Source organism: Prevotella illustrans, from assembly GCF_017426725.1.
Taxonomy (GTDB): domain Bacteria; phylum Bacteroidota; class Bacteroidia; order Bacteroidales; family Bacteroidaceae; genus Prevotella; species Prevotella illustrans.
The window spans coordinates 49,206-73,537 of sequence record NZ_JAERMS010000001.1; the positions used below are offsets into that span (position 1 = coordinate 49,206).

General features: G+C 51.0%; 14 protein-coding genes, 1 tRNA gene and 1 pseudogene. 6 read left to right on the forward strand and 10 right to left on the reverse strand.

The genetic code is table 11. The annotated features are described in order from the left end of the window. Positions 1 to 2: 2 nt before the first annotated feature. From JHU38_RS00180 to JHU38_RS00220, 9 genes and pseudogenes are all read right to left on the reverse strand, one after another. Complete coding sequence (locus JHU38_RS00180) at positions 3 to 3,314, reverse strand: SusC/RagA family TonB-linked outer membrane protein (RefSeq protein ID WP_107581591.1); 3,312 nt, start codon at positions 3,312 to 3,314, stop codon at positions 3 to 5. Between the two features lie 1,125 nt (positions 3,315 to 4,439). Then, a complete protein-coding gene (locus tag JHU38_RS00185) occupies positions 4,440 to 5,963 on the reverse strand; it encodes a DUF7689 domain-containing protein (RefSeq protein WP_146156989.1) in 1,524 nt (507 codons plus the stop codon). 86 nt (positions 5,964 to 6,049) lie between these two features. Then, positions 6,050 to 6,391, reverse strand: a complete 342-nt coding sequence (locus tag JHU38_RS00190; RefSeq protein WP_146156988.1) for a hypothetical protein — start codon at positions 6,389 to 6,391, stop codon at positions 6,050 to 6,052. A 162-nt stretch (positions 6,392 to 6,553) separates the two neighbouring features. Beyond that, entirely contained in the window at positions 6,554 to 7,723 is a 1,170-nt protein-coding gene (locus JHU38_RS00195) for an exo-beta-N-acetylmuramidase NamZ family protein (RefSeq protein ID WP_107581588.1), read from the reverse strand. A gap of 39 nt (positions 7,724 to 7,762) precedes the next feature. After that, a pseudogene (locus tag JHU38_RS00200) lies at positions 7,763 to 8,944 on the reverse strand (serine hydrolase domain-containing protein); the annotation flags it as partial. A 12-nt stretch (positions 8,945 to 8,956) separates the two neighbouring features. Further along, positions 8,957 to 10,408 carry a sodium:solute symporter gene (locus JHU38_RS00205; protein ID WP_107581586.1) on the reverse strand — a complete coding sequence of 484 codons (1,452 nt, stop codon included), beginning with the start codon at positions 10,406 to 10,408 and terminating at the stop codon, positions 8,957 to 8,959. Positions 10,409 to 10,448: 40 nt separating this feature from the next. Continuing rightward, positions 10,449 to 11,801 carry a transglutaminase-like domain-containing protein gene (locus JHU38_RS00210; RefSeq protein WP_107581585.1) on the reverse strand — a complete coding sequence of 451 codons (1,353 nt, stop codon included), beginning with the start codon at positions 11,799 to 11,801 and terminating at the stop codon, positions 10,449 to 10,451. A gap of 52 nt (positions 11,802 to 11,853) precedes the next feature. Next, a complete protein-coding gene (locus JHU38_RS00215; protein WP_107581584.1) occupies positions 11,854 to 13,008 on the reverse strand; it encodes a dipeptide epimerase in 1,155 nt (384 codons plus the stop codon). A gap of 9 nt (positions 13,009 to 13,017) precedes the next feature. After that, entirely contained in the window at positions 13,018 to 14,010 is a 993-nt protein-coding gene (locus JHU38_RS00220; protein WP_107581583.1) for an NlpC/P60 family protein, read from the reverse strand. A 204-nt stretch (positions 14,011 to 14,214) separates the two neighbouring features. Here JHU38_RS00220 and JHU38_RS00225 point away from each other — a divergent pair, with 204 nt between their 5' ends. From JHU38_RS00225 to JHU38_RS00235, 3 genes are all read left to right on the forward strand, one after another. Next, on the forward strand, positions 14,215 to 15,474 hold the full coding sequence (locus JHU38_RS00225) for an Nramp family divalent metal transporter (protein WP_107581582.1): 1,260 nt from the start codon (positions 14,215 to 14,217) through the stop codon (positions 15,472 to 15,474). A 147-nt stretch (positions 15,475 to 15,621) separates the two neighbouring features. Beyond that, positions 15,622 to 16,035: a nucleotidyltransferase substrate binding protein gene (locus JHU38_RS00230; protein ID WP_107581581.1), complete on the forward strand. Its 414-nt coding sequence runs from the start codon at positions 15,622 to 15,624 to the stop codon at positions 16,033 to 16,035. A gap of 26 nt (positions 16,036 to 16,061) precedes the next feature. After that, positions 16,062 to 16,370 (forward strand): nucleotidyltransferase domain-containing protein, encoded by a 309-nt coding sequence (locus JHU38_RS00235; protein WP_107581580.1) that lies wholly within the window; start codon positions 16,062 to 16,064, stop codon positions 16,368 to 16,370. A gap of 159 nt (positions 16,371 to 16,529) precedes the next feature. Here the strand turns inward: JHU38_RS00235 and JHU38_RS00240 are convergent, their stop codons facing one another. After that, on the reverse strand, positions 16,530 to 18,197 hold the full coding sequence (locus tag JHU38_RS00240) for a S41 family peptidase (protein ID WP_107582350.1): 1,668 nt from the start codon (positions 18,195 to 18,197) through the stop codon (positions 16,530 to 16,532). Between the two features lie 190 nt (positions 18,198 to 18,387). Between JHU38_RS00240 and JHU38_RS00245 the strand changes: the two genes are divergently transcribed. From JHU38_RS00245 to JHU38_RS00255, 3 genes are all read left to right on the forward strand, one after another. Continuing rightward, a tRNA-Asn gene (locus tag JHU38_RS00245) sits at positions 18,388 to 18,464 on the forward strand. A 718-nt stretch (positions 18,465 to 19,182) separates the two neighbouring features. Then, on the forward strand, positions 19,183 to 22,563 hold the full coding sequence (locus tag JHU38_RS00250) for a SusC/RagA family TonB-linked outer membrane protein (protein WP_107581579.1): 3,381 nt from the start codon (positions 19,183 to 19,185) through the stop codon (positions 22,561 to 22,563). A 23-nt stretch (positions 22,564 to 22,586) separates the two neighbouring features. After that, positions 22,587 to 24,302: a RagB/SusD family nutrient uptake outer membrane protein gene (locus tag JHU38_RS00255; protein WP_107581578.1), complete on the forward strand. Its 1,716-nt coding sequence runs from the start codon at positions 22,587 to 22,589 to the stop codon at positions 24,300 to 24,302. Positions 24,303 to 24,332: the final 30 nt, after the last annotated feature.

A 24,332-nucleotide genomic window follows, 5' to 3' on the forward strand; every position in this document is an offset into this window, starting at 1 on the left:
GATTAAATACCCAATCTAACGGTCAAAGTGAACTGACGGGCCATCGGCAGAGCCACACCACCTGAATTGTAGAACTCCGGATCTTGTCCGTTCAACTTCTTGTCGGCATAGATAAGGAAGAGGTTGGTGGCCTGAAGCTTTACGCTGGCCGAGTTCAAAGTAAGATGGCGGACAAAGCGCCGCGGCAGATCATAAGAAAGCGAAATTTCCTTCATACGGATGAAATCACCCTTGGCCACCCGCTCGGTAGAATAATTATAGGCCGAGAAAGCACGACCGATATAGCCATCCTGCTGAATCGTACGCAGGTCGACGATAGCCGGAATCGTCGTGTGGGCCTCATCGCCGGCCTTTATCCAACGGTTCTTGAGCTCCTTGGGCATGGCCAACATATCGGAATAGCTCGTGCTGAAGAAAGGATCAAGACGCACTTTGTTGCCGAAAGCGTAAGTGGCGAATATGTTCAGGTGCCAACCTTTGTAAGAGAAAGTGTTGCCCAACGAACCGGTTATGGTAGGATCTGTCGGACCTTCATATTTCAAATAATCCAAGTCATAGCTTTGGAATTTGACATTGCTGGTAGTCAGTTCGCCCGCTTCGTTGATTACCTGTGGAATACCATGGTTGTTCAAGCCCTTGAAATCCCAGGAGAAGAGCGCTCGATAAGGATAGCCCACCTTAGTGAAACCGGTACCAGTGGTCATCGTGAGAATGCGTGAACGGCTATCAAGCGAAGTAACCTCTGTCTTCACATGCGAGAAGATAAAGTCGGTGTTCCACTGGAATTTCTTGTTCACGATGTTCTTACTCGATATAGCCAGCTCTTCACCATGCGATTTCATGCTGGCCACGTTGGCATACTCTGTGATGGTACCCTTCGTTCCGTTGGTGGTGCGGGGACCGATGAGGTCGTAGTTGTTACGAGTATACCAGTCGAAAGTCACGTTAATGCGGTTGTTGAGGAATCCCAGATCCATACCGATATTAAACTCGTGCTTCTTCTCGTAAGTAAGATCAGGGTTGGCAAAGCTGTATATTTCCAGTGCCGACTCTTTGTCGACGGCAAACGGACGCCATATATTGGTACTCGTGATGATCACCTGCGAGTTGGTTACGGCAGGCTTGTCACCCGTCAGCGAGTAAGAAGCACGGAGCGTGGCATGAGAGAGTGAGCTCTTGAATACCTTCTCAAACCATGGCTCTTCATGGGCGTTCCACGCGCCCGATACATTCCAAGTGGGCAGCCAACGGGCACTGCGGGCCTTACCCAAGCGGTTGCTGCCTTCGTAACGCGAAGTCAGATTGACCGAGTAACGACCCTTCCAAGAGTAGTTAACCGTACCGAAGAACGACACGTCGCGGCCATAAGAGTTGGTCAAACTGTAATAGATATTGTCGTCTTCCACAGCCTGCTTGAAATAATGATAGTCGTAATTAGCCAAGTAACCCATTTCGTACTGCATACCTACGCCGTTGAAATAACTTCTCTTTCGTTCGGTATTGTTTACTTCCATACCGGCATAGAAGTTCACGATATGATCTTCGTTGTAAACATCATTGTAGCTGGCCGTGGCACGGAAGTCCCAACTGTTCATGGTATACTTGTTTTCCTTATAGAAACCACCCTTGGGCAACACCGAGAACTTCTTGGTATTGGCTTGGTCGGGGTCCCGATAGAGCCATGGATTGGCGTCGCGGATGGTGGCGTCGTCCATGGCACGGAAGGCTAGAGCGTAGTTAGAGTTGTCGCGAATCTGCGTGGCCTGTGTCGTCGTAGAGAACTTATAAGCTCCCAGCACGGAGAGTTCTACCTTCGTGATAGGCTTATACTTCAATTCGGCCTGCGCCTTCATGTCAAGCACGTTGAATTCAATGAAGTTGTTGGCCAACTCATGGTGAATGTTGAACGGCGCATAGTTGCGGATGTAGTAAGTATTGGGATCGAGCGCACGCGAAGAGTTGATGGCGTAAGAATAGGGATTGATATCGAAATTGCGACTTACGACCCCCGTAGGACCATCGACTTCCTGAGAAGTGGAACCCGGTGCACGCTGCTTGCGATAGGCTGTGTTGCCAATAAGGTTGAACGACACCTTCTTGCTAAGGTTGTAGTTAGCATTGACCGAGTAGGTATAACGCTGCACTTTGCTCTGTTCGCTCCAGCCCGGATCGTTCATGAAAGAGAACGACGTGTAGTACTGGGCCTTATCGGTACCCGTCTGCATACTGATGGAGTGGTTCATGGAGATGGCGTTGCTGAAGAGTTCGTCAAACCAGTTGGTATTCCTCATTTCAGCCGCCTGCAGATACTTGCCCATGGCCTCGTCCGTATTAGCGATGACAAACGCGCCCGTCACAGGGTCGTAGGTATTCATCAGGCTATACATCTTGCCATAGACACCACTGGTACCCGCACGCAGAGTTCTTGAAAAAGAGAGCAAACCGTCAGCGGCCATTTCCTTATACACCCCCATCTGCTCTTGCGAGTTCATGATATTGAACTGGCTGTAACTGGGTTTCAGGCGCATCGTGAACTCACCGGTATAGCTGATGCGTGAGCTTCCGGCCTTACCTTTTTTCGTGGTCACGACAATCACACCTGACATGGCACGGGCACCGTAGATAGATGTGGCCGAACCGTCTTTCAGAATCTGGAAGCTCTCGATGTCATCGGCATTTAAACCGGCGATGGCCGACGAAATCAAAGTTGTAGCGTCGCCCGAGGAAAGGGCGTCGGCGTCGACCTCAGTCACGTCTTCCATGATCACGCCGTCAACCACCCACAGCGGTTTTGACGAACCATAGATTGACGTGGCGCCACGCACGCGGATCTTAGGTGCCGTACCGAAGGTGCCACTGACATTCTGCACCGACACGCCGGCCACACGCCCTTCGAGGGCACGGCTCACATCGGGCACACCGTCGAGTTTCGACTTGGCCGCGTCGAGCTTGGAGGCCGCGCCCGAGAAAAGACGCTTGTCCATCTTCTGCATACCCGTGACGACGACTTCACCAAGCGTCTGGTCATCGGGATGCAGCACGACACGCATCTTGCCGGCTTTCGCGGCAACTTCCTGCGTCTTCATGCCAACGTACGAAATGACGAGGCGGGCATTGGCAGGAACAGAAAACTGAAACTCTCCGTTCACATTGGTGATCGTACCGGAAGAAGTACCTTTCACTTTGACAGAGGCTCCGATAATGGGTTCATTGTCTTCAGATGAGACGACAACACCTGAGACTTGTGTTTGGGCCATGGCCATTCCTAAACCAAGGAACAGACATACCAGAAACATAAATAGTCTTTTTTCCATAGACATTCTCTCTTGTTGTTAAAATGATTATATATAATGTAGAAAAATTGATACTTGTAAACCTGTCCCCATTAATTTTCTACTGAGCCGAAAAATTCTCTCCAAAAGTGTCAAAGAAACAACTTACCTCTTTTCCCAAAGACAAGAACGACCATTTTATTATAATCAAGGATTTAAGTAAATATTATACTACCTCTTTTTGACACGTCAGCAAATTCACAATAGCTGTTAATTACAAAATTAATTCAATTTTATTAATTTTCCAACTTTTTACCCCAAAAAGTATAAATTTATAGAATAAAGACTATTTTTGAATACAATAAATAAGCAATGTTATCTCAATGAATTATCAACTGTCATCTACCACGCCGCCGCCATAATATGGCGGAAGTCTCCTGATTCATCATTTGTAAGCCCTTCCTGACTCCGTGCTTTTGTCAGAAAAAACTACCTGATTTTAACACTTCCGCAACATGTCATCTAAGTGCCGCCACGCGGAAAAATCCCTTTGCTTTGCCGATTTTGATGCCCTTTTATGCTTAAAGTGATGCTTTTATCGGCTCAAAGCATAGCGATTACCCCGCCAAAGCATAACTTTTAGTCGGCGAAAGGGCCGCGATTATAGTCTAAAAGCATAGTTATTAAGGGTAAAAAAGCGAAGGGCAAACACTCCAAAAATTACAAACCATTGATAACCAACGCTTTATAAATCCGCTCTAAAATCGTTTATTTTCGCCCGACTCTTTTCTTTTTCAGAATAATGCCACTTTTTTAAGGTTGTTTGTAAAGTAAATTCAGAGTGCTTTTATAAACGTGAACCATTGCAAACATAGTAACTACGACTGGCGCATGAATGCGATTACAAGCACCCCAGAGTCAACTTATTGGCATGACTCTGGGGTGTGGAGTAATGAAGCCGGCGGCTTCATGGCTTATATGCTTTTCTTTTTATAGAATTTAGTGATAAGTCGAATAGAAAGTTGTTATTTCAGATAACCTTCATATTAATCCCAGTCTTCTCCGCGTAGCGGAGTGACGAGTAAGAAACCATGCAGAAGGAAATGACTATAAAAGGGGCGTCTATAGGTCGTTTTATCTTTTTTGAGCGACTTTTCTATATTTTTTTTAATAGTCTTCTACTAAAGCTTGATAATCATATGAGGCACATAACCTTCCATCTGATTCATATAAATTACAATAAATATTATAAAGGCCTCTTCTTGTAAAGTATGCTACCATGTAATTTTTCGAAGTTTGGGTAATGACAGCATGACCTAATTCTACTTCATCTTCGTCATCTTTAGCATTTGAAATAATGAATTCAGAATAAGCAACATCATCAGGATAACCATAAGAAGTGTCAACTCCAAAAGTTACAGTAGTATTTTTGCGAATAATTCCAGAGCCAGCCGAACAATTAAGTAGACCATCGTAAAATGTAGTAATGAATCTTTTATACGTTCCATATTCTGGGGGGACATCGTTAGGTAGGTGCCTGATAAGAGGCCATGCTCCCCATTTGGATTCATAGTATCCCGCTACTTTTGATTTTATAGCAGAATGTGTGATAGCTCTATTGTTAAAACTATTGGAAGAATAATAGACTATTTTTTTTGCATGGGCACTATCGCTTGTTATTTGAAAAATTTTGCCTGCCCAAATTTGGGATAAATTATTTTCATTATTGGGTACAACTGCGTTAAGCCAATAGGGTTGAGTTATACCTTCCTTTATCAACCATGCATAGTCATGGCAATTGTATGTTGATGACGCTTCTGAAAGTATTATTACGTTTGGATAAGATATCATACAAATATTATGTAGTTCTTGAATCTCATAATTGGATAGTTCTGGGGTTAGATGAACTAATACTTTTTTCCCATTTCTTGTCGTTACATATTTAGATGGTATTGAAGTTAAATTAATTTCCCTAGAAAAACCACCACTTTTAATCAATTCTTGAAGATGATATTTGGTTAACGAATCCAATCTTTCTACTTTAAGATTTATTTTCGAAGATATTAAAATGGGGGTACTTAATCCTATTTTCCCAAAGATTGGTTGTGCGATCTTTTGTTCATAAACTCTTTTAGTTATTTGTTTCAAAAGATTTATATTGTCATTATTATAAATATCTGGTATCTCTTCGGATGCAATAATTAATTCTATAAAGTTTATATTAAGTCCTCTATATTCTTTACCTTCTTCTCCTTTTAAAGTTATAGGGTAAGGCTTTGATAAAGCTCTAGAGAAATCTATTGAGTTGTAGAAATTCAATAAGCACCTAGCCGCATCCGGTCGTTTCTTTAATTCCTGAAAGACGTTAAAATTATTCATCAGATATTTGGCCCCATTAATAGGATTATCATACGCATAGCATATGCCAGCAAGTGGGTGTCGAGCGCATAATTCTACTAATTTCTTTGTAGGTAGTTGGGATAATATAGAATTTGGAACTTGACATGCCTCCATCTTCTCTGTAAATGTATTGAATCCATTTAGATTTGCTGTTATTAATGGAGAATTAGTTAATATGGATTCGGTAGAAGGATTTGATAGTTCTATTGTAGATTCTACATTCTCTTGGATATAGTTAGAACATGAGAAAAAAAATAGAGCAAAAAGGCTGATTGTTAGATAGTGTCTCATAATGTTATGATATTAAATATAATGTTTAGTATTATCTGATATTCGTGAGGTATTCTTTGTTAATACTCAGTTTGTTGTTACCTCCATTAGTCATTGCTATTATAAATCATTGAATAGTTCACCACCGAATTATAAGTTCCAAAGGAAACTCTGATAGAAAACATTACATATCTTAGTTTGTTATCCCAGCAGCCTTTCTGACTACCTTTCACCACTACGCTGGCGCCGATGATAGGGTCGCCATTAGGGTCGAGGACTTTGCCTTTCACAACGTTTTTCTGTTGTTGCGTGATGGCGACGCGGGGACTGTTGTCAGGCCCTGCTGCTTTCACAGAAGGCACACCGCTGCTTAAAAATAGCGCAGCTAAGAACATAGCAGTAAAGATTGTCTTTGCTGTTACGTTGTTTTCTTTGTGATTTCCATTCATAGCGATGAAGTTTTTTATGATATGATAGGTTAGTAAAAACATCTTTCTAACCAAAAGATATTAGGTTTTTATTCGCGTTTCGGTTACAAATATGGGTAAAAAATAAGATAAATGCAAGTGAAACGCCAAATTATTTTAACAAATAGCAAATTAATGCGTCTTTTATTCCTTATAAAGCAGGTATTTGCGGCGTTGCTTTTTGAAATTCTCAACGTCGTTCCGCCACCTGGCTTTGATGTCGTCAGCGTCTTTTCCGGCCTCAATCATCTGCCGGACGTAATCCACGCCGATGAGTTTTTCGAAGAACGGGGTGAAGAACCGGTCGCCGACGTTCAGATTGCGGTAGGCTTCGATGAGATAACTCAGGTCGATTCCCTTGCTCCGGACGGCCGCTTCGTCGAGCGACGACAGGTCGCGGCCGTAACAACGCTTGCCCAACTGGGGCGGATGCTTGGCTCCCGGGCGACTCTCGGGCGTGAAACTATAGTCATATCCCCGCATGTCGGGATGGCCGAACTGCTGAAACGGCTTGTCGGTGCCGCGTCCAAGGCTCACGTCGGTGGCCTCGAAATAGCAGAGAGACGGATAGAGATAGACGGAAAGCATATCGGGCAGGTTGGGCGACGGCGCGATAGGCAGGCGGTAGAGGGTCCGGTGGGTGTAGTTGCAGCAGCGGATAACGGTCAGCCGGCAGCGTCGACTGCTCTCCAACCAGTGTTCGCCGTTGGCCATGAGGGCCAGTTCGCCGAGCGTCATGCCGTGGACGACGGGAATGGGCAGCGCGCCCACACCCGACTTGTACTTCATGTCGAGGATGGGGCCGTCTACGTAGAAGCCGTTCGGGTTGGGCCGGTCGAGTATCAACATGTGTTTGCCGTAGCGGGCGCACCGGTCCATGAGCTTCACCATCGTAATATAATAGGTATAGTAGCGCAGTCCCACGTCCTGAATGTCGGTTACGATGAGGTCAATCTTCTGCATCGCAGCCTCGTCGGGCACCCCTCCTTTGGCGTCATAAAGCGAATGAATGGGCACGCCTGTTTTCCCGTCGACGCCGCTGCTTACCTTTTCGCCGGCATCGGCCTGGCCTCGGAAACCGTGTTCGGGCGAGAAGATCGTCACGACGTTTACGCCGTTTGCCAGCAGGATGTCGAGCGTGTGCCTGTCGCCCACCATGCCCGTTTGGTTGGAAAACAGCGCCACACGCTGTCCTTTCAGATGTTTCAGATAACGTTCGGGCATGGCGGCACCTACGATAACGTCGCCCGCAAAACCCATCTGCGACCATAAGGCGCAGCAGACGGTTATGAATAATAAGGTGATTCTATTCATGTTTTTGGAGGTGTTCTTGTTCTTCAGCCGTCACTTTCTGATACTGCCCGCCACGGCGTTGGCCACGTACGACCGCAGAGCCACACAGGCGCCGCCGTCGTCGGGGTGGACGCGGTTGGTGAGCAGGATAATGCTGATGTCATTCTCCGGGTCGATGACGACACTGGTGCCCGTGTAGCCCGTGTGTCCATAGGTGGAAGGGCTCAGCAGATCGCCGTTGTTGGTGGCATAGTCGGTGAAGATGTCCCAGCCGGGCGTGCGCCCCAGCGTCGATACCTGGCGCGGAACGGTGCGCATGCACTTTACGGCCATCGGACTGAGAATGCGACGACCGTTCCATTCGCCGCCGTTTTGCAGGCAAGCACAGAGGATGGCCACGTCTTCGGCCGACGAGAATACGCCCGCATTACCTGAGATACCGCCGTTGATAATGCGTGCGATGGGGTCGTGCACCACCCCTTGCAGGCATTTACCGTCGGGCTGTTTCTCCGTCGGAGCGCAGCTTTTGGCCAAAGCGGTGTCGGGGCAGTAGTCGGTATGCTTCATACCGAGCGGGTCGAAGATATGCTGTTTGGCAAAGTCGCGCAGGTTCAGGCCCGAGATCGTTTCGATAATGCGCTGCAACGTGACGTAGTTCAGGCAGCTGTATTGGAAGTCGGTCTTCGGTTTGAAGTCACGACGGCAGTGCGAGATATAGTCGATGAGGCTGTCGGGGGTGGGCGTGCCGTATCTTTTCTTCAGCATATTGACGTCGGCATAGGGCGGCAACCCCGACGTATGGGTCATCAGGTCGACCACGCGAATGGTCTCCTTGTGCCCCAACGAGTCCTTCCAGTTCTCAAAACCGGGTATGTAGGTGGTCACGGCGTCGGTCAGTCGCAGCTTTCCCTGGTCGATGAGAATCATGGCGGATAGGGCCGTCGACATCGATTTGCTGCACGAGGCCATGTCGAACACGGTGCCGGTGGTCATCGCCTCCGTGTAGGGAACGACCCGCTTGTTGCCATAGGCCTTCAGATAAGCCAGTTTGCCATGGCGCACCACGGCCAGCACCGCCCCCGGAATATCCTTGTGGGCAATGGCTTTTTCGATGGCTTTGTCAGCATATTTCAAGTGCTTGGCGTCGAGACCAACGGCCGCCGGCGTCACTAAGGGCAGTCCTTGTGCCATTGAGACAAGGGCCTGCGTAAGGAAAAGGAAGGAGAAAAAAAGCGTTTTCATGCGTATAGAGATTTACTTTTTCTTTCTGATAAGCCACATACCCGTCATTGTAAAGAGAGCATTGAAGATGAGGAGTTCGTAACTGAACTTATAACCATTGAACCATGCCTCGGAGTTTTGAGCCAGAATGAAGCACAAAACGGGCGAAGCCACGGCTACCAAGGGGATAAAGCGGTCGTGTACTTTGGTTTTGCAAAGAATGCCGAAGGCAAAAAGACCGAGGATGGGGCCGTAGGTGTAGCTGGCCAAAATGTAGACCGCGTCGATGACGCTGGCGTTATTGAGCAGCCCAAAGACAAAGATAACGGCGGCCATGAGCAGTGCCATGCCTATATGCACTCGCTTACGGGTGGCTGTCAGTGAACTTTCGTCCTGTTGCTTGTCGGCATGTCCGTTGCCCAGAATGTCAATCGTGAACGACGTAGTGAGGGCTGTGAGGGCCGAACCTGCTGCCGAATAGGCCGAAGAAAATAGGCCCACGATGAACAGAACGCCCACAACACCGGGCAGATAATTGCTTGTGGCCACCGTCGGAAAGAGGCCATCGCCTTTAGCATCGATACCAACCTTCACGGCAAACATATAGAGTAGTACGCCTAACATGAGGAAAAGCAGGTTTATGAAGAACTGACAGACAATGCTGACCATCATGTTTTTCTGCGAATCGCGGTAGTTTTGGCAGCTCAGGTTGCGCTGCATCATGTCTTGATCCAGGCCCGTTGTGGCAATCATTGTGAAGATACCGGCCAGGAATTGTTTGAAGAAATAGCGTTTGTCATTGATGTCATCGAAGAAGAAAACCTGACTCATGCTGCTGTCGTCAATCGCTTTGAGCATGCCGTTGAAGCTCAGATTGAGCTGGCCGGAGACGTAATAGATGCACAATCCCACCGAAAGGATTAGGCAGAGTGACTTTAAGACGTCGGTCCAGATGATTGATTTCACGCCACCTCGGAATGTATAGAGCCACACAAGGAACACTGTGAGAACGACATTGAGCAGGAATGGTAGTCCTAATGGGTCGAAAACGAGCAGCTGCAACGTCAGACAGACGAGGAATAGACGTACCGACGCGCCTAACATCTTGGAAATGAAGAAGAACCAAGCCCCCGTTTTGTAGGATTTCAGGCCGAAACGATCTTCCAGATACTGATAAACCGACACAAGATTCATGCGGTAGAACAGCGGTATCAGGATGAAAGCGATGAGAAATTGGCCCACAACGAAGCCCATTACCATCTGTAAATAAGAGAATCCTTTCTCTGCTACCATTCCCGGAACACTCACGAAGGTGACGCCAGAGATGAACGAACCCATGGTGGCGAGGGCTACTACCCACCATTTTGATTTGCGATTGCCGACGAAGAAGCCGGCATTATCGGCCTTGCGGCCTGCTAAGTACGATACGGAGAATAGCAACAGAAAATAGGTTGCTACAGTAATGATGATTGTCAGTGTGTTCATATAGGATTATAAGTATATGGAAGTTCGGGTAATTTATAGGTTATGGCAGATAGTCGATAGCGATATTCCACGACCATTGGTCGAAATAAAGGTTACCACCACTCCATTCTACCTCGCCCCGTTGGAAGTCAACGGTCTCGCTGCGTGGGTATTTTTTCTGTCCGTTGATAGTTTTTCCCTCGGCATCCTTGCCCGAAGGGAAGAACGATTGGCCATAGTCGTTGTTCACAATCATACGCCATGAGTCGATGCCACCTAAGAAAAAGTAGCGTTCGGCGTCGTCTTTGGCATAGGAAGGAATGCCGAACGATTGGTCGACGGGCACCCAACCCACGCCTTCAAAGTATGCTTCGCACCAGTCGTGTAGGTTGTCGTGTCCGGGATGTGTCATGAAACCGCTCTGCCAGTGGGTGGGGATGCCGCTGAGACGGCACAGCGTCATGAAGAGCAACGTTACCTGACCGCAGTCTCCATGTCGGTTTTCTACGACATAGGTAGGGATGTTCTCGATCGTCGAATACTCGCGTGCCGAGGCCCACGGATAGTTTTCGGCAATGTAAGTAAAGATGCGTCGGGCCTTCAGATAGGGATTCCGCACGCCCCGAGTCAGGCTGTCGGCCAGTTGACGCAGCCGTGGCGTAAAGACGACATGCCGTCCGTCCTCGCCCGTAAAACGCCTGTAGACGTCGCTTCGGCGGTCGTAAGGCTTCACGTCGGACGCCTTCAGCCCCCGGTATTCGCCGCCGGCGGTATATTCAAAGGTCTCCTGAAACACCGTCGGTTGTCCCGATCGCGCCACCTGTTCCATGTAAAGGGCCGAGTGGGGATCGGTCGGCGGACTGACGTGGGCAGACACTGTGGAGGCGATAAGTCTCACGTCGCGCTGGCGGTTGACGTCGCGTCGCGGAAACGGCAGCCAGCAACGCACCGTCTCTCCGGCCGGTACGGCGTCGGCCTTCACCGTCAGCGTGTAAGTCACCCGCACACGTTTGGGCTCAGCCAGCCAGCCCGTGGCCTTGCGAGCCTGCCGCATGATGGCCGGCACATGCGTTCGGTCTACGTCTTCATAGCCCTCGCTAAAGGGCCCGTCCTTGATCTCCTTGACGTGTCGGCAATCCTCATCGACGCGAAACAGATTCGGCGCGGCGTTATGAAAATAGCGTTTCTCGCCATCGATCGTCAAGCACTCCAAGACCCCCGTGCGCTCCCAGGCGTCCAACCGGTCGTCGGTCACGTCGGGAATATACCGCCGGATATACGCCTTCACCTCCTCCCTACTCTTGTTGAAGTCGAGCAGCAGGCGGTGGCGCAGCTCCTTCGCCCATCCGTCCGTTTGCGCCATCGCGCCCAGCGAAGCCATGATGGCCATGGATAAAATAATCTGTTTCTTCATGAATTTCGTAAGATAGCGGTACAAAACATTATTACCCTGCACCTAAGATCCATCACCTAAGCACCACGCCGATCCCCGGTCGGTCGGGCAAAGTAATCTTTCCCTTCACTACCTCCATGCCCCGGAAACGGTCGTTGCTGATGAGCAGGTTGCCGTCGAGGTCGGCGAAGTCGACGGCCGGGGCCAGTTGGGCGGCGGCGCTCACGGCACACGACGTCTCGGTCATGCAGCCCACCATCACCTTCATGCCACGGGCGCGGGCATAGTTGACCATTTTCCAGGCCTCGCGCATGCCCGTGCATTTCATCAGCTTGATGTTAATGCCCGTATAGGCGCCCTCCACGTCCTTGATGTCGCTGAGCCGTTGAATGGCCTCGTCGGCGAAAACGGGCAGCGGACTGCGTTCCGTAATCCAGGCGATGTCGTCCTTGCGCTCCCGCGCCATGGGCTGTTCCACCATCACGACACCCCTTTCCTTGAGCCAGTGAATCATGTCGAGGGCCTGTTGGCGGTCTTTCCAGCCCTGGTTGGCGTCGACGGCTATCGGCAGATCGGTCACTTCACGGATGGCGTCGATCATTTCCTTGTCGTTGTCGCGTCCCACCTTCACCTTTAATATATTGAACTTGTCGGCGCACTCGCGCGTCTTCCGCCTGACCATCTCGGGCGTGTCGATGCCGATGGTGAAAGTAGTGGACGGCGCCTTGGCCTTGTTCAGTCCCCACAACTTGTACCACGGCGCGCCTAAGAGCTTGCCCGTCAGGTCGTGCAGGGCGATGTCGATGGCCGCCTTGGCTGCCGTGTCGCCCGGCGAGAGGCTGTCTACATAGGCCAGAATGTCCTCAAGTTGAAACGGATCATCGAACTGATTGAGGTCTACCTTGCTTAGAAACGCGCAGACACTCTCGACCGTCTGACCCAGATATGGCGGCATGGACGCCTCGCCGTAGCCCGTGACGCCCTCGTAGGTTATCTCCACCTGAACGTCGGGCGTGGTGGTACGGGAGTAAGTGGCCACGGTGAAGACGTGGCGCAGCTTCAGTTCGTAGGGGAAGAAGCGCAACTTCAGTCGTCCGGGACGACCTTCCTTGTTGATATTGAACAGTGGTGTGGCAAAGCGAGTCAGGGCTTCGGCCTTGCCAACAGCCAGCGCCGAGCCTACGGCGGCCAGCGTGGCCTTCTTCAAAAAATCGCGTCGTGTGGTCATGGTTTCTCCTTATTTAAAGTAATCGTTGTTTTCTGTTGTCATGATGTCGCCGCCGTTGTTGACGGCGGGCAGGACACGCGTAGCCCACAGCAGGCGGTTGAGGTTGTACTCGTCGTACTCCTTGTCGGCGGGATTGAAACTACTGACGTGCACCCGGCCCAGTGAATGGATGAATTTGCGATTGCCGATGTACAAGCCTACATGCGACACGCGGGCCGGTTGACCGTCCGTGGCCTTGCGTCCGAAGAACACTAAGTCGCCGGGAATGAGGTTGCCGAAGTCGGCCGCTATCCCTAAGTGCTGTCCTACCAACGCCTGCTGCCGGGCATTGCGGGGCAAGATGATATCGTGCGCCAGCAAAACGTTGCTCACGAAGCCGCTGCAGTCGCAACCCTTGGTGCTGTTGGCCCCCCACATATAGGGAATACCGTTGTATTGCATGGCCGTGGCGATGAGGCTGCGTGCGTCGCGCTTCACGCTTTGGCGCCACCGGTGGAGCGGCATGGCGTCGGTCCGGAGCACGTAACCCTGTCGTCCGTCGGGATATTCCACCTTATAATATAGTCCCTTCCGCCCTTTGAGCAGCAGCCGGTTGTTGCGCACGAGGTCGCCCACGGGCAATGACCGGCTGTCGGGACGCTCGCGGACGAAGCCGTATTGCGTAGTGATGACGACCTGGGGCGAACGGTTCCAGCGCGTGAGCTGTTCGCGCGTCATCTTACGAAGCGAATTGCCGAGCACCCAGGCACGGTCGCCGTCGGGCGTCTGTACTTGTATCCACATGCTGTCTTTCAGTATTCTGACCGGCTCGCCGAGCCATCCTTGTGTCTCCATGCCCGCGTCGTAGTCGCCCGCGACGCGCATGTTGCACACCGAAACATTAACCACGGCCCATTTATATGCCTCCGGTTTTTGGGCATGTAAAGTAAGATTGATTGCTAAAAAAGTGGAAAGCGCCAAGAAGAAACGAGCTTTCCTGATCAAAAAAACATCGTGTTTCATCCGTATTGAAAGTATGTCGATTACAAAAGTAAATAAAATTGCTGAAAAAGATTTCATTTTCTTTATTTTTATTTGCGACAGATGAAAATACGTGTTGCGACGTGCGATATTCCCTTGTCCATACCTATCTATTGGTATTGTTGGGCGTCGATAGACCCTTTCTCAAAGATAAATCGTATCTTTGCGGCAAATGAATGATCAAGTATGAAAAATATTATTAAGGAATTGAAGCGCAAGGATCATCCGCATGTACTGGGTGCCTTTGACATTTTCAAATATATCGGCCCGGGCTTGCTCGTCACCGTTGGTTTTATTGATCCGGGCAACTGGGCCAGCAACTTTGCCGCCGGCTCCGAGTTTGGCTATGCTTTGCTGTGGGTGGTGACGCTCTCTACGATCATGCTCATCGCCCTGCAGCACAATGTGGCCCACTTAGGTATTGTCACGGGGCTGTGTCTGAGCGAGGCTGCCGTAAAGTTTGCGCCCCGTTGGCTGGGCCGTCCTATTGTCGTGACAGCCATCTTGGCCAGTATCTCTACGTCGTTGGCCGAGATATTAGGCGGTGCCATCGCGCTGCAGATGCTTTTCGGAATCCCCATTCCTGCCGGTTCGGTGTTGACGACAGCCGCCGTGCTCATCATGCTCTTCACCAATAGCTATGCGAAAATGGAGCGGGCTATTATCGGTTTTGTGTCGATGATCGGCTTATCGTTTGTTTACGAGTTATTCTTGGTAGACATCGACTGGCCCGCGGCTATGCGCAGTGCCGTGGTTCCAAGCGTGCCCGAGGGGTCGTTGCTCATCATCATGAGCGTATTAGGCGCGGTGGTCATGCCTCATAATCTCTTTCTGCATTCCGAGATCGTACAGAGCCGTGAGATTCATCTCAAGGGTGACGCGCGCATCCGGTATATGTTGAAATATGAGTTTATCGATACGCTCTTCTCCATGATTGTGGGTTGGGCCATCAATTCGGCCATGATTCTGCTGGCAGCGAGCGCTTTCTTCACGCACGGTCAGCACGTAGACGAGCTCTCTCAGGCCCAAGCAATGCTCCAACCGCTGCTGGGCGACAACGCCGCCAACATCTTTGCCATCGCCCTTTTGCTCGCGGGCATATCGAGCACGATAACGAGTGGCATGGCGGCGGGCAGCATTTTCTCGGGTCTTTTCGGAGAGTCGTACAACGCCCGCGACACCCATTCCATCGTGGGAATCGTGCTGTCGTTGGGCATCGCTCTGCTACTCATCTTCTTTATCGGCGATCCGTTCCGGGGATTGATCATCTCACAGATGGTACTTTCCGTTCAGCTGCCCCTCACGGTGTTCTTGCAAGTGAGCCTTACGTCGTCGAAGCGCGTCATGGGCAAGTATGCCAACCGCCCTTGGAACACAGTTTTTCTCTATTCATTGGCCGCCATCGTGACGGCCCTCAACGTGTGGCTGCTCATAGAAAGTTTGTAGGCAGAGACGAGAAAAACGGTTATTTGCATTTGGTGTATTGATGAATAAATCGTAAGTTTGCGGAGAAAAGTCTATAACAAGTGTCTTTAGAAATTCGAAAGACAAAGGATAAGATTACGACTTTTCATGAAATTAAATTGATAAGTTATGGAGGAAAAGACAGAACGTTGGCGGCAACGTTTGACAATGTTTGGTAAGGCGCTGTCTCGAATGGATGAGGTTATTTCGTTGAGGCGTAGCCGCAAGTTGTCAAACTTGGAGTGTGACGGGATGATTCAACGGTTTGAGTATACCCAAGAACTGGCATGGAAACTACTCAAAAACTATATTGAATACCAAGGCGAAGCACAGTTGGGAGGCTCAAGAGATACAATTCGGCAGGCTTTCAGGCTGGGATTAATTGAAAATGTCGAACCTTGGTTCGATATGTTGGAAAGCCGTAACCTCACCTCTCATGTGTATGACGAGGATACGGAGCTGACAGTGATAGAACGAATTGTCGATACGTATTTTCCGATATTGAACTCGCTATACGCCAAGATGTTGAAGATAGCGAATTAAGAACGTTCTTATTGAGTCTTTTTACTATGCGATTTGGACTTGACGATAAGTATTTTAATGAACTGACAGCCATCCTTCGCGCTATACCGGAGATTGAAGAGGCTGTGATTTATGGTTCGAGAGCTCGTGGCGACTATCGGAATGTTTCCGATATCGACCTTTCGTTACGTGGCACAAGGCTTGAAAACAAGCACGTCGTTCGACTGAAGTCATTGCTTTATGAGTCGCGCATCCCTTATTTTTTTGATATCCATATCTTTCATCAGCTGCGTAATCCACAGTTTATTGCCAACGTTGAGCGTGACGGAATCGTCTGTTATCGGCGCGAAGCGTAGAGCCGGCTGAGGGGTGTCGGTTATTGATAAACCGATCGCAAATTGATCGTATGGTTACAGATTAGCGTATGGACAGCGTAAAGTATCTTTTTATCCTGCTGAAGATACGCTAATTAAGTATCTAATCATCTTTACTCTCCTTTCATCCTTGCCGTTTGATTACGGACGCAATATTTTTCGGTAACGGGCGGAGTCATTCAACAGCTTCACGGCTTCGGCAAACGCCTTGTCATGCTTCAGCCCATACTCGATGGTTCCGGCCTGATAGTAATACGATGGCAGGATTTCCTTGGCCAGAATCTCCTTCAGTTCCTGCTTGTTGCGCCGCAAGTCTTTGGCCAGATTGTGGCTGAGCTTCTTCTTCAACGCCTCAAACTCAGGCTTCGCTTCGTCATAATAGCCTTCGAAACGGGCCAGCTTTTCCAGATTTTGCAAATACTTCTCCGAGTCACGCGCGTAGGTATAGCCGCTGTCCACTACCCGTTTGGCAAACGCTTCATACTCCGCGTCTGTCAGTTCAAAGTCCTTTGGGGCCGCTATCGTCGGGTGTTTGGCGATGTAATCCACCACATAGTTGAGCATGAGCTCACTCGAGTCGCGGGTCATATAGGGACTGGAGTTCAACAGACAGATGGTAAGATTGGACAAAGTGTCGGGCTTTACCTCCACGTCGGGCATGATACCGCCCCCATCCTTCACCACCCGACCACCGGCCGTATGGAACACTTTGGTCAGCGAATCGGGCATGTGCTCCGTATAACCACCGTTATTGTGTTTGTAGTTGATGGCCTGAATGCAGCGTCCGCTGGGGATATAATACTTATTGGTGGTCAGTTTCAGGCTTCCGTTGTAGGGCATGGGCATGGTCATCTGTACCAATCCCTTGCCATAAGTGCGTGTTCCCATGATGACCGCACGGTCCAAATCCTGCAAACTGCCGCTCGTTATCTCGCTCGAGCTGGCTGTCTCGCCGTTCACCAGCACCACGATCGGCATAACGGTGTCTATCGGCTCCACCGTCGTCCGGTAGTCATTGTTCACGCGTTTCAGTCGTCCACGGTTCGATACGATCAGCTTTCCCTTGGGCACAAACATGTTGACAAGGCTCACGGCCTCCTGTTCTATGCCGCCGCCATTACCGCGCAGGTCGAGCACGAGCTTCTTCATGCCTTTACTTTTCAGGTCGAGAAAGGCTCTTCTGACGATTTTCGAACAGCCTTCCGTGAACTGATTCAGATTGATATAGCCCACGCTGTCCTGCCACATGCCGTAATAAGGCACCGACGGAAGTTGTATGGCCCGGCGTGTTACCTTCACTTTCATCACCTTACCCGTAGCGGGCCGGCGTATCTTGATCACGAAAGTGGTGCCCGCGTCGCCCCGCAAGCGGTCGCTCACGTAACTGTTATCCTTGCCTTCCATCGACTGATCGTCTATCGCCAGAATCACGTCACCTTTCTTTAAGCCCGCTTCCACGGCCGGCATGTTGGCATAGGGCTCTTCTATCACCGCGTTTTTCAGGGCGAAGTTATAGCGTATGAGCGACCCGATACCGGCATATTTGCCCGTCACCATCATCTTGAAATCACCCTTTTTCTCGGCCGGATAGTACTCCGTATAGGGGTCGAGCGACCTCAGCATGGCGTCGATGCCCGCGCCAATAGCCACTTTGGGATCAAGCGTATCTACATAAAGCAGGTCCAACTGCTTGTAGATGGAATTGAAAACATCCAAATTTTTCATCACCTCGAAACGATGATCGTCCTTGTCCTGGGCTACCACCGGCAACGCCAACATGAGCAGCACACCTATTATATATTGTTTCATCTTCATTGAAAGATTATCTTTTATTCCTGCAAAAATAGCATATTATGTTCTATATTACCGCTTTGAAATGCCAAAAAGCATACGTAATTAAAAAAAATTAGCCTATTTGCGAATTTTTACCGCAAAACATTTGGAAGAATCAAAAACTTGCTTTACCTTTGCAACCGCAAATCAGAATTGATAGCGCTATGCTTCAATAGCTCAGTTGGTTAGAGCACCTGACTGTTAATCAGGGGGTCGTTGGTTCAAGCCCATCTTGAAGCGCCAAAGGAATTACTTCGGTAATTCCTTTTTTTTGTTTGATGCCGTTACCCGATTCCGTAAAATTTTCGTAGAGACAAACTTCTGTCAAGCCCTGAATTATCTTTACATATACCATTCAAAAAGTGGCGTTATTCTGAAAAAGAAAAGAGTTGGACGAAAATAACGCGAAATTTCGCTACTTTATTAATCCGTTGAAAACCAGCCATTTAGCGTTTATCGCTTCATATTTTCCATGCTCCGGACTTGCCAAAGCTATCCTTTCGCTTTGCAAAAGCAGCCCTTTTAGCGTGTGAAAGGGCAGCTTTGAGGAGGTAAAAGCAGCCCTTTGAGGGCCAAAAAGGCACAAAAACAACCCAAAAAGGCAGCAAATGGAGAAAGAAAACGTGGAAAAATACGAAGCAATGACAAATTTATCCTACTTTTAACACTTAGATGACCCTATTTCAGAGGGCTTGGATTCTATCAAAATATCAGACAAAACAGCCACTTGGCGGCATTCAAAACGCGATCGGAAGGATAGATCTTTACGATTTATAAGATTTTTTTCGTCTTTTGATAAAAAAAATAAGAAAACACTTGCGAGTTTCATTTATTTTAATCATATTTGCAGCGTGAAAACACTGTCTGCCTGTTCCTATATTTATTCCATGAAGACCGACAGACCCTGCTCGCATACTCAGATAGCTAATCTAAACATCGTATAACTCATAATAACACGCTTATGAAAAGACACGTAGCGCTAATAGGAGCGCTTTTACTATCGTGTGGCGCAACAGGAAGTTACGCTTTCGCAGCGCCTACCCCGCAGATTGTGACGGACAGTAAGACTACCGTTACGGTGAAAGGAACGATTGTCGACGAGAATGGCGACCCTATCATTGGAGCCAGCATTGCCGAATTGGGTACAACTCGTGGCACGATCTCGGACGCAACCGGTAACTTTGAACTGAAAACAGCCGGCAACGCCAAACTCCGCATCTCTTTCCTTGGCTACAAGACCGTTGAGTTGAAGGCCAAAAGCAGCATGCACGTGCAGATGACGCCTGACAACGCGCTGCTCGACGAGGTGGTTGTCGTGGGCTACGGCCAGCAGAAGAAGGTGAATCTCACCGGCGCCGTGGCCAACGTGGACATCGACAAGACGCTCGGGAGCCGACCGGAGCAGGACGTCAGCAAGGCCCTGCAAGGCGCGGTGCCCGGTCTGACGGTACTCAGCAACAACGGCGACCTCAACGCCACGCCCTCCCTCTCCATCCGCGGCTTGGGCACGTTGTCCAACAAGCAGAAGTCCTCGCCGCTCATCGTCGTCGACGGCGTGCCCACCGACAACCTCACGATGATCAACGGCAACGACATCGCCTCCATCTCCGTGCTGAAAGACGCCGCGTCGTCGGCCGTCTACGGAGCCAGGGCGGCCTTCGGCGTGATTCTCATCACCACGAAGCAGGCCAAGAAGGGCGACCGCGTGACGGTGAAGTACAACGGCCAGCTGGCTTGGGACCAGGCCACGGTGCTGCCCGACTTCCCTACGGTGCCCGAACAGCTTGAGGCCGGACTCATCGGCAAGAAGCGGGCAGGCGAATCCACGCCCGAACTCTTCGGCATGTACTTCGACAAGTTGCTGCCGCTGGCCCAGGATTGGGAAAAACAATACGGCGGAAAGAAGGGCTACAGCCTGATGAGACCGTGGAAAAGCGACCAGGAAGTGGGCGACTACTCCTTCGAAGGCAGCCCCATGTACTATGCCAACTACGACATCCGCAAGATATGGTACGACAACGCCGCACCCTCGCAGACGCACGACGTCAGCATCTCGGGCTCGTCGGGCCGCACCACGTTCTACACGTCGCTCGGCTATGACTACAAGCAGGACATCATGAAGTTCAACCCGGCCAAGCGCAACCGCCACAACGCCACGGTGAACCTGCAGACCGACATCACCGACTGGCTCACGGCAGGCGTTCGGTTCAACTACACGCGCCGCCACTTCAGCAGGGCGGACACCTGGACCGACATCCACCAGTATCTGTGGCGATGGGGTTCCTACTTCATTCCGTCGGGAATCTACAAGGACGCCGACGGCACCGAGTACGACTACCGCATGATCGCCATGCAGAAGCAGGCCAGCCGCTACGTCATCGCGCACGACGTGCTGCGCATGAACGCCTTCGTGAAGGCCAACATCACCAAGGAGCTGACCCTCAACGCCGACTACACGTATCAGATAGACAACTTCAACTCGAAGACGGCCGACCACAGCGTACAAGGCATGAACTGGAGCGGCAAGAAGCCGACCTACTTCGTTACGTCGAGCAACACCAGCACCAACCGTTGGAACCGCAAGAGCAACCGCTGGACGGCCAACGCCTACCTGAACTACGCCCACTCGTTCAACGACGAGCACAACCTCAACGTGATGGCCGGCGTCAACGGCGAGAGCTTCACGTCCGATTACTTCGGCGCCACCCGCAAACTGCTCTACGATGAGAATTATCCGGAACTGAACCTGGCCTATGGCGAAATGAAGGACGCCACCATCGAGTCGGAGACCGCCGACCGCGCCTCGGCCGGCTACTTCGGACGAATCAACTACGACTACAAGGGCATTTACCTGCTCGAACTCAACGGCCGCTACGACGGTTCCAGCCGCTTCCGCAGCGGCGACCGCTGGGCCTTCTTCCCCAGCTTCTCATTGGGCTATCGCTTCAGTGAAGAGGCCTACTGGAAGAACTACCGCCACATCGTCTCCAACGGTAAGCTGCGCTTCTCCTACGGCGAAATCGGCAACGAGGCCATCGGCGACAACATGTTCCTCTCCACAATGACACCCTATCAGGTAGAACCCAACAGCAAGTTCATCTGGCTCAACGGCAGCGGCGCCAAGGTCAACGGCTTCACCATGCCCACATGGGTGAACCCATCACTCACCTGGGAGCGCATCCAGACGAAGAACCTGGGCCTCGACCTCGGCTTCCTCAACGACGAGTTCACGCTGACCGCCGAGGTTTATGAGCGCCTCACCAAGGACATGCTCGCGCCGGGCAACGCCATTCCGTCGGCCGTCGGTGCCGGAGCACCCTACACCAACGGCGGAGAACTCCAGGCACGAGGCTGGGAATTGTCGGTGGCATGGCGCAAACAGTTCAGCAAAGACTTCGGCCTCTACGCCAACTTCAGCATTGGCGACTCGAAAATCAAGGTGAAGAAGTGGAACAACGCCAACAAGATCATCGGCCACACCAACGACGTTTCCTACGCCTACGAAGGTCAGACATGGGGCGACATCTGGGGTTTCGAGACCGACCGCTACTTCACGGAGGACGACTTCGAGAGCCGCAATGCCGACGGAAGCTGGGTATATAAGAAAGGAATAGCCGACCAGACGGGCATTCAGACAGGCAACTTCGTCTACGGCCCCGGCGACATCAAGTTCAAAGACCTCAACCACGACGGAAAGATCGACGGCGGAAAGGGCACCTTGGAAGACCACGGCGACCTGAAAGTCATCGGCAACACGCTGCCCCGCTACGAATACAGCTTCCACATCGGCGGCACTTTCAAGGGCTTCGACCTCGACCTCTTCTTCCAAGGTGTGGGCAAACGCGACGTCTGGACGATATCGGCATTCAACTTCCCGCTCATGAGAAACGCCGACCTGACCCTCTACAAGCACCAGACGAAATACAATGTCTACACGTGGGACGCCGATCCGGATAAGAAAGTGGTGAACATCAAGCAGAGCAACGACTATCCGTGCCTGTGGCCTGGCAACGAGGCAGCCGGCAACGTTTCAGCTTTGTCGGCATCCAAGGGCAGCCACAACTACTATCCGCAGAGCAGATACCTCACCCACATGTCCTATTTGCGCCTGAAAAACATCACGTTGGGTTATACCTTGCCGAAAGACCTGACACGCAAGGCCTATATCCAGAACCTCAGGGTCTACGTCAGTGCCAACAACCTCTTCTTGCTCCACAAGGGCAACGGCGATTTGCCGGTCGATCCGGAAATCAACGAAGGCCAAGGTATCAAGTTTGGCGGTTGGGGACGCACGCAACCCATCACCCGCACCTTTGCCGTAGGCGTACAGGTTACACTATAAGCGACATCTAAACATCAAGCATCATGAAAAAGTCAATTCTATATATCCTTGCGACTGCAGCCCTGACACTAACGGGTTGCAACGATTTGCTGGACAAGAATCCGCGCGACACGTTCGTCAACGCTCCGGCGTTTTGGAGCAATGTCAACGAGGTGGAAAGCTACAGCAACGGTTTCTACTCCTTCTACGGCAGCGCCAGCAGCTTCTATTTCAACACCTTGAACGACGACCAGGCCAATCCTTCGTTCGCCAACTGGACTTACCGCACGATTCCCAACAAGGCCGCCGCGTGGTCGGGACGCTTCACCAAGATACGCCGGGTCAACTACATGCTCGACGGAATCAAGACTTCGAGCCTCTCCGACGCGCAGAAGGCCAGGTACGAAGCCATCGGCCGCCTCAACAGGGCATGGGTCTACTACGAGCTGGTGCAGATGTACGGTGACGTACAATGGGAAGACAAGGTGATAGGCGACCCCAATGAAGAGGCTGTCTATGGCCCGCGCGACGACCGCGACCAAGTGATGGACAAGGTGTTGGCCGACCTGGACTTTGCTATCGCCAATCTGCCCAGCAACACTTCCGACAAGACGACGTGGGGCAAGGAGATGGCGCTGGCCGCCAAAAGCGACATCTGCCTCTACGAAGGCACCTTCTGCAAGTATCGCACGCTGGCCGACAACGGCAAGGCACCCGACGGCGCCCGCGCCAAGAAATACTTGGAAGAATGCGTGAAAGCCTCGGAGGCACTGATGGACGGCAAGTTCGTGCTCAACGAGTGGACGCCCGGAGCAGGCGGCAAGATATACACGGTGTACAATTCGCTGAACCTGTCAAACAACAAAGAGGTCATCTTCTACGACAACTATGAGAAGGATGTCAAGGCACATGGCCTTTGCGACTACACCTCTGGCTCTACAACACAGAGCGGACTCACCAAGGACGCCATCGACGCCTTCCTTTTCAAGGACGGAAAGCCGTTGGCGACGACGACACTCGACAAGAACGACGCGGCGGCGGCCAATGCCAAAGGCGACTACTCCATCAGCCACCTGCTGGCCGTGAAGGACAAACGCCTCAGTTTGCTCGTCGACTCCATCATCTGTTTCAAGAGTCACGGCTGGATCCGCAACGAACCGTCGCCCGACGGACCGCTGCCGGCCGAGATGACAGCGGCAACGGGCTACACAATCTACAAGTATGACAACCCGCAGCTGGCGCTTCACTACCGCACCAATACGAATACCAACTACACCGACATCCCCTTGTTCTGGTATTCGGTCATCCTGCTGAACGAAGCGGAGGCCAAAGCAGAGTTGGGAACGCTGACCCAAGCCGACCTCAACAAGACCATCAACCTGTTGCAGAAGCGCGCCGAACTGCCCGACATGACGCTCGAACCGGCCGCCGACCCTGCCAACAACATGGGCGTGAGCAACCTGTTGTGGGAGATACGCCGCGTGCGCCGCTGCGAACTGATGTGCGACATGGACTACCGCTACTGGGATCTCGTGCGCTGGCATCAGCTCGACAAGCTCGACAGCAACAAGTACACCGCCATCAACCGTGGAGCCAACATCGCCAACTTGCCCGACAAGAAGGGACAGAACGTCGACGGCAACTACCTCGTTGGAACGACGGCCACCCGCAAGTATGAAGCGAAATACTACCTGTACCCCGTTCCGAGCAACGAAATAGACCTGAACGCCGAAAAGGTGAAGCAGAATCCGGGCTGGTAACGATTCATGCCCATGCAACGAATAGACATA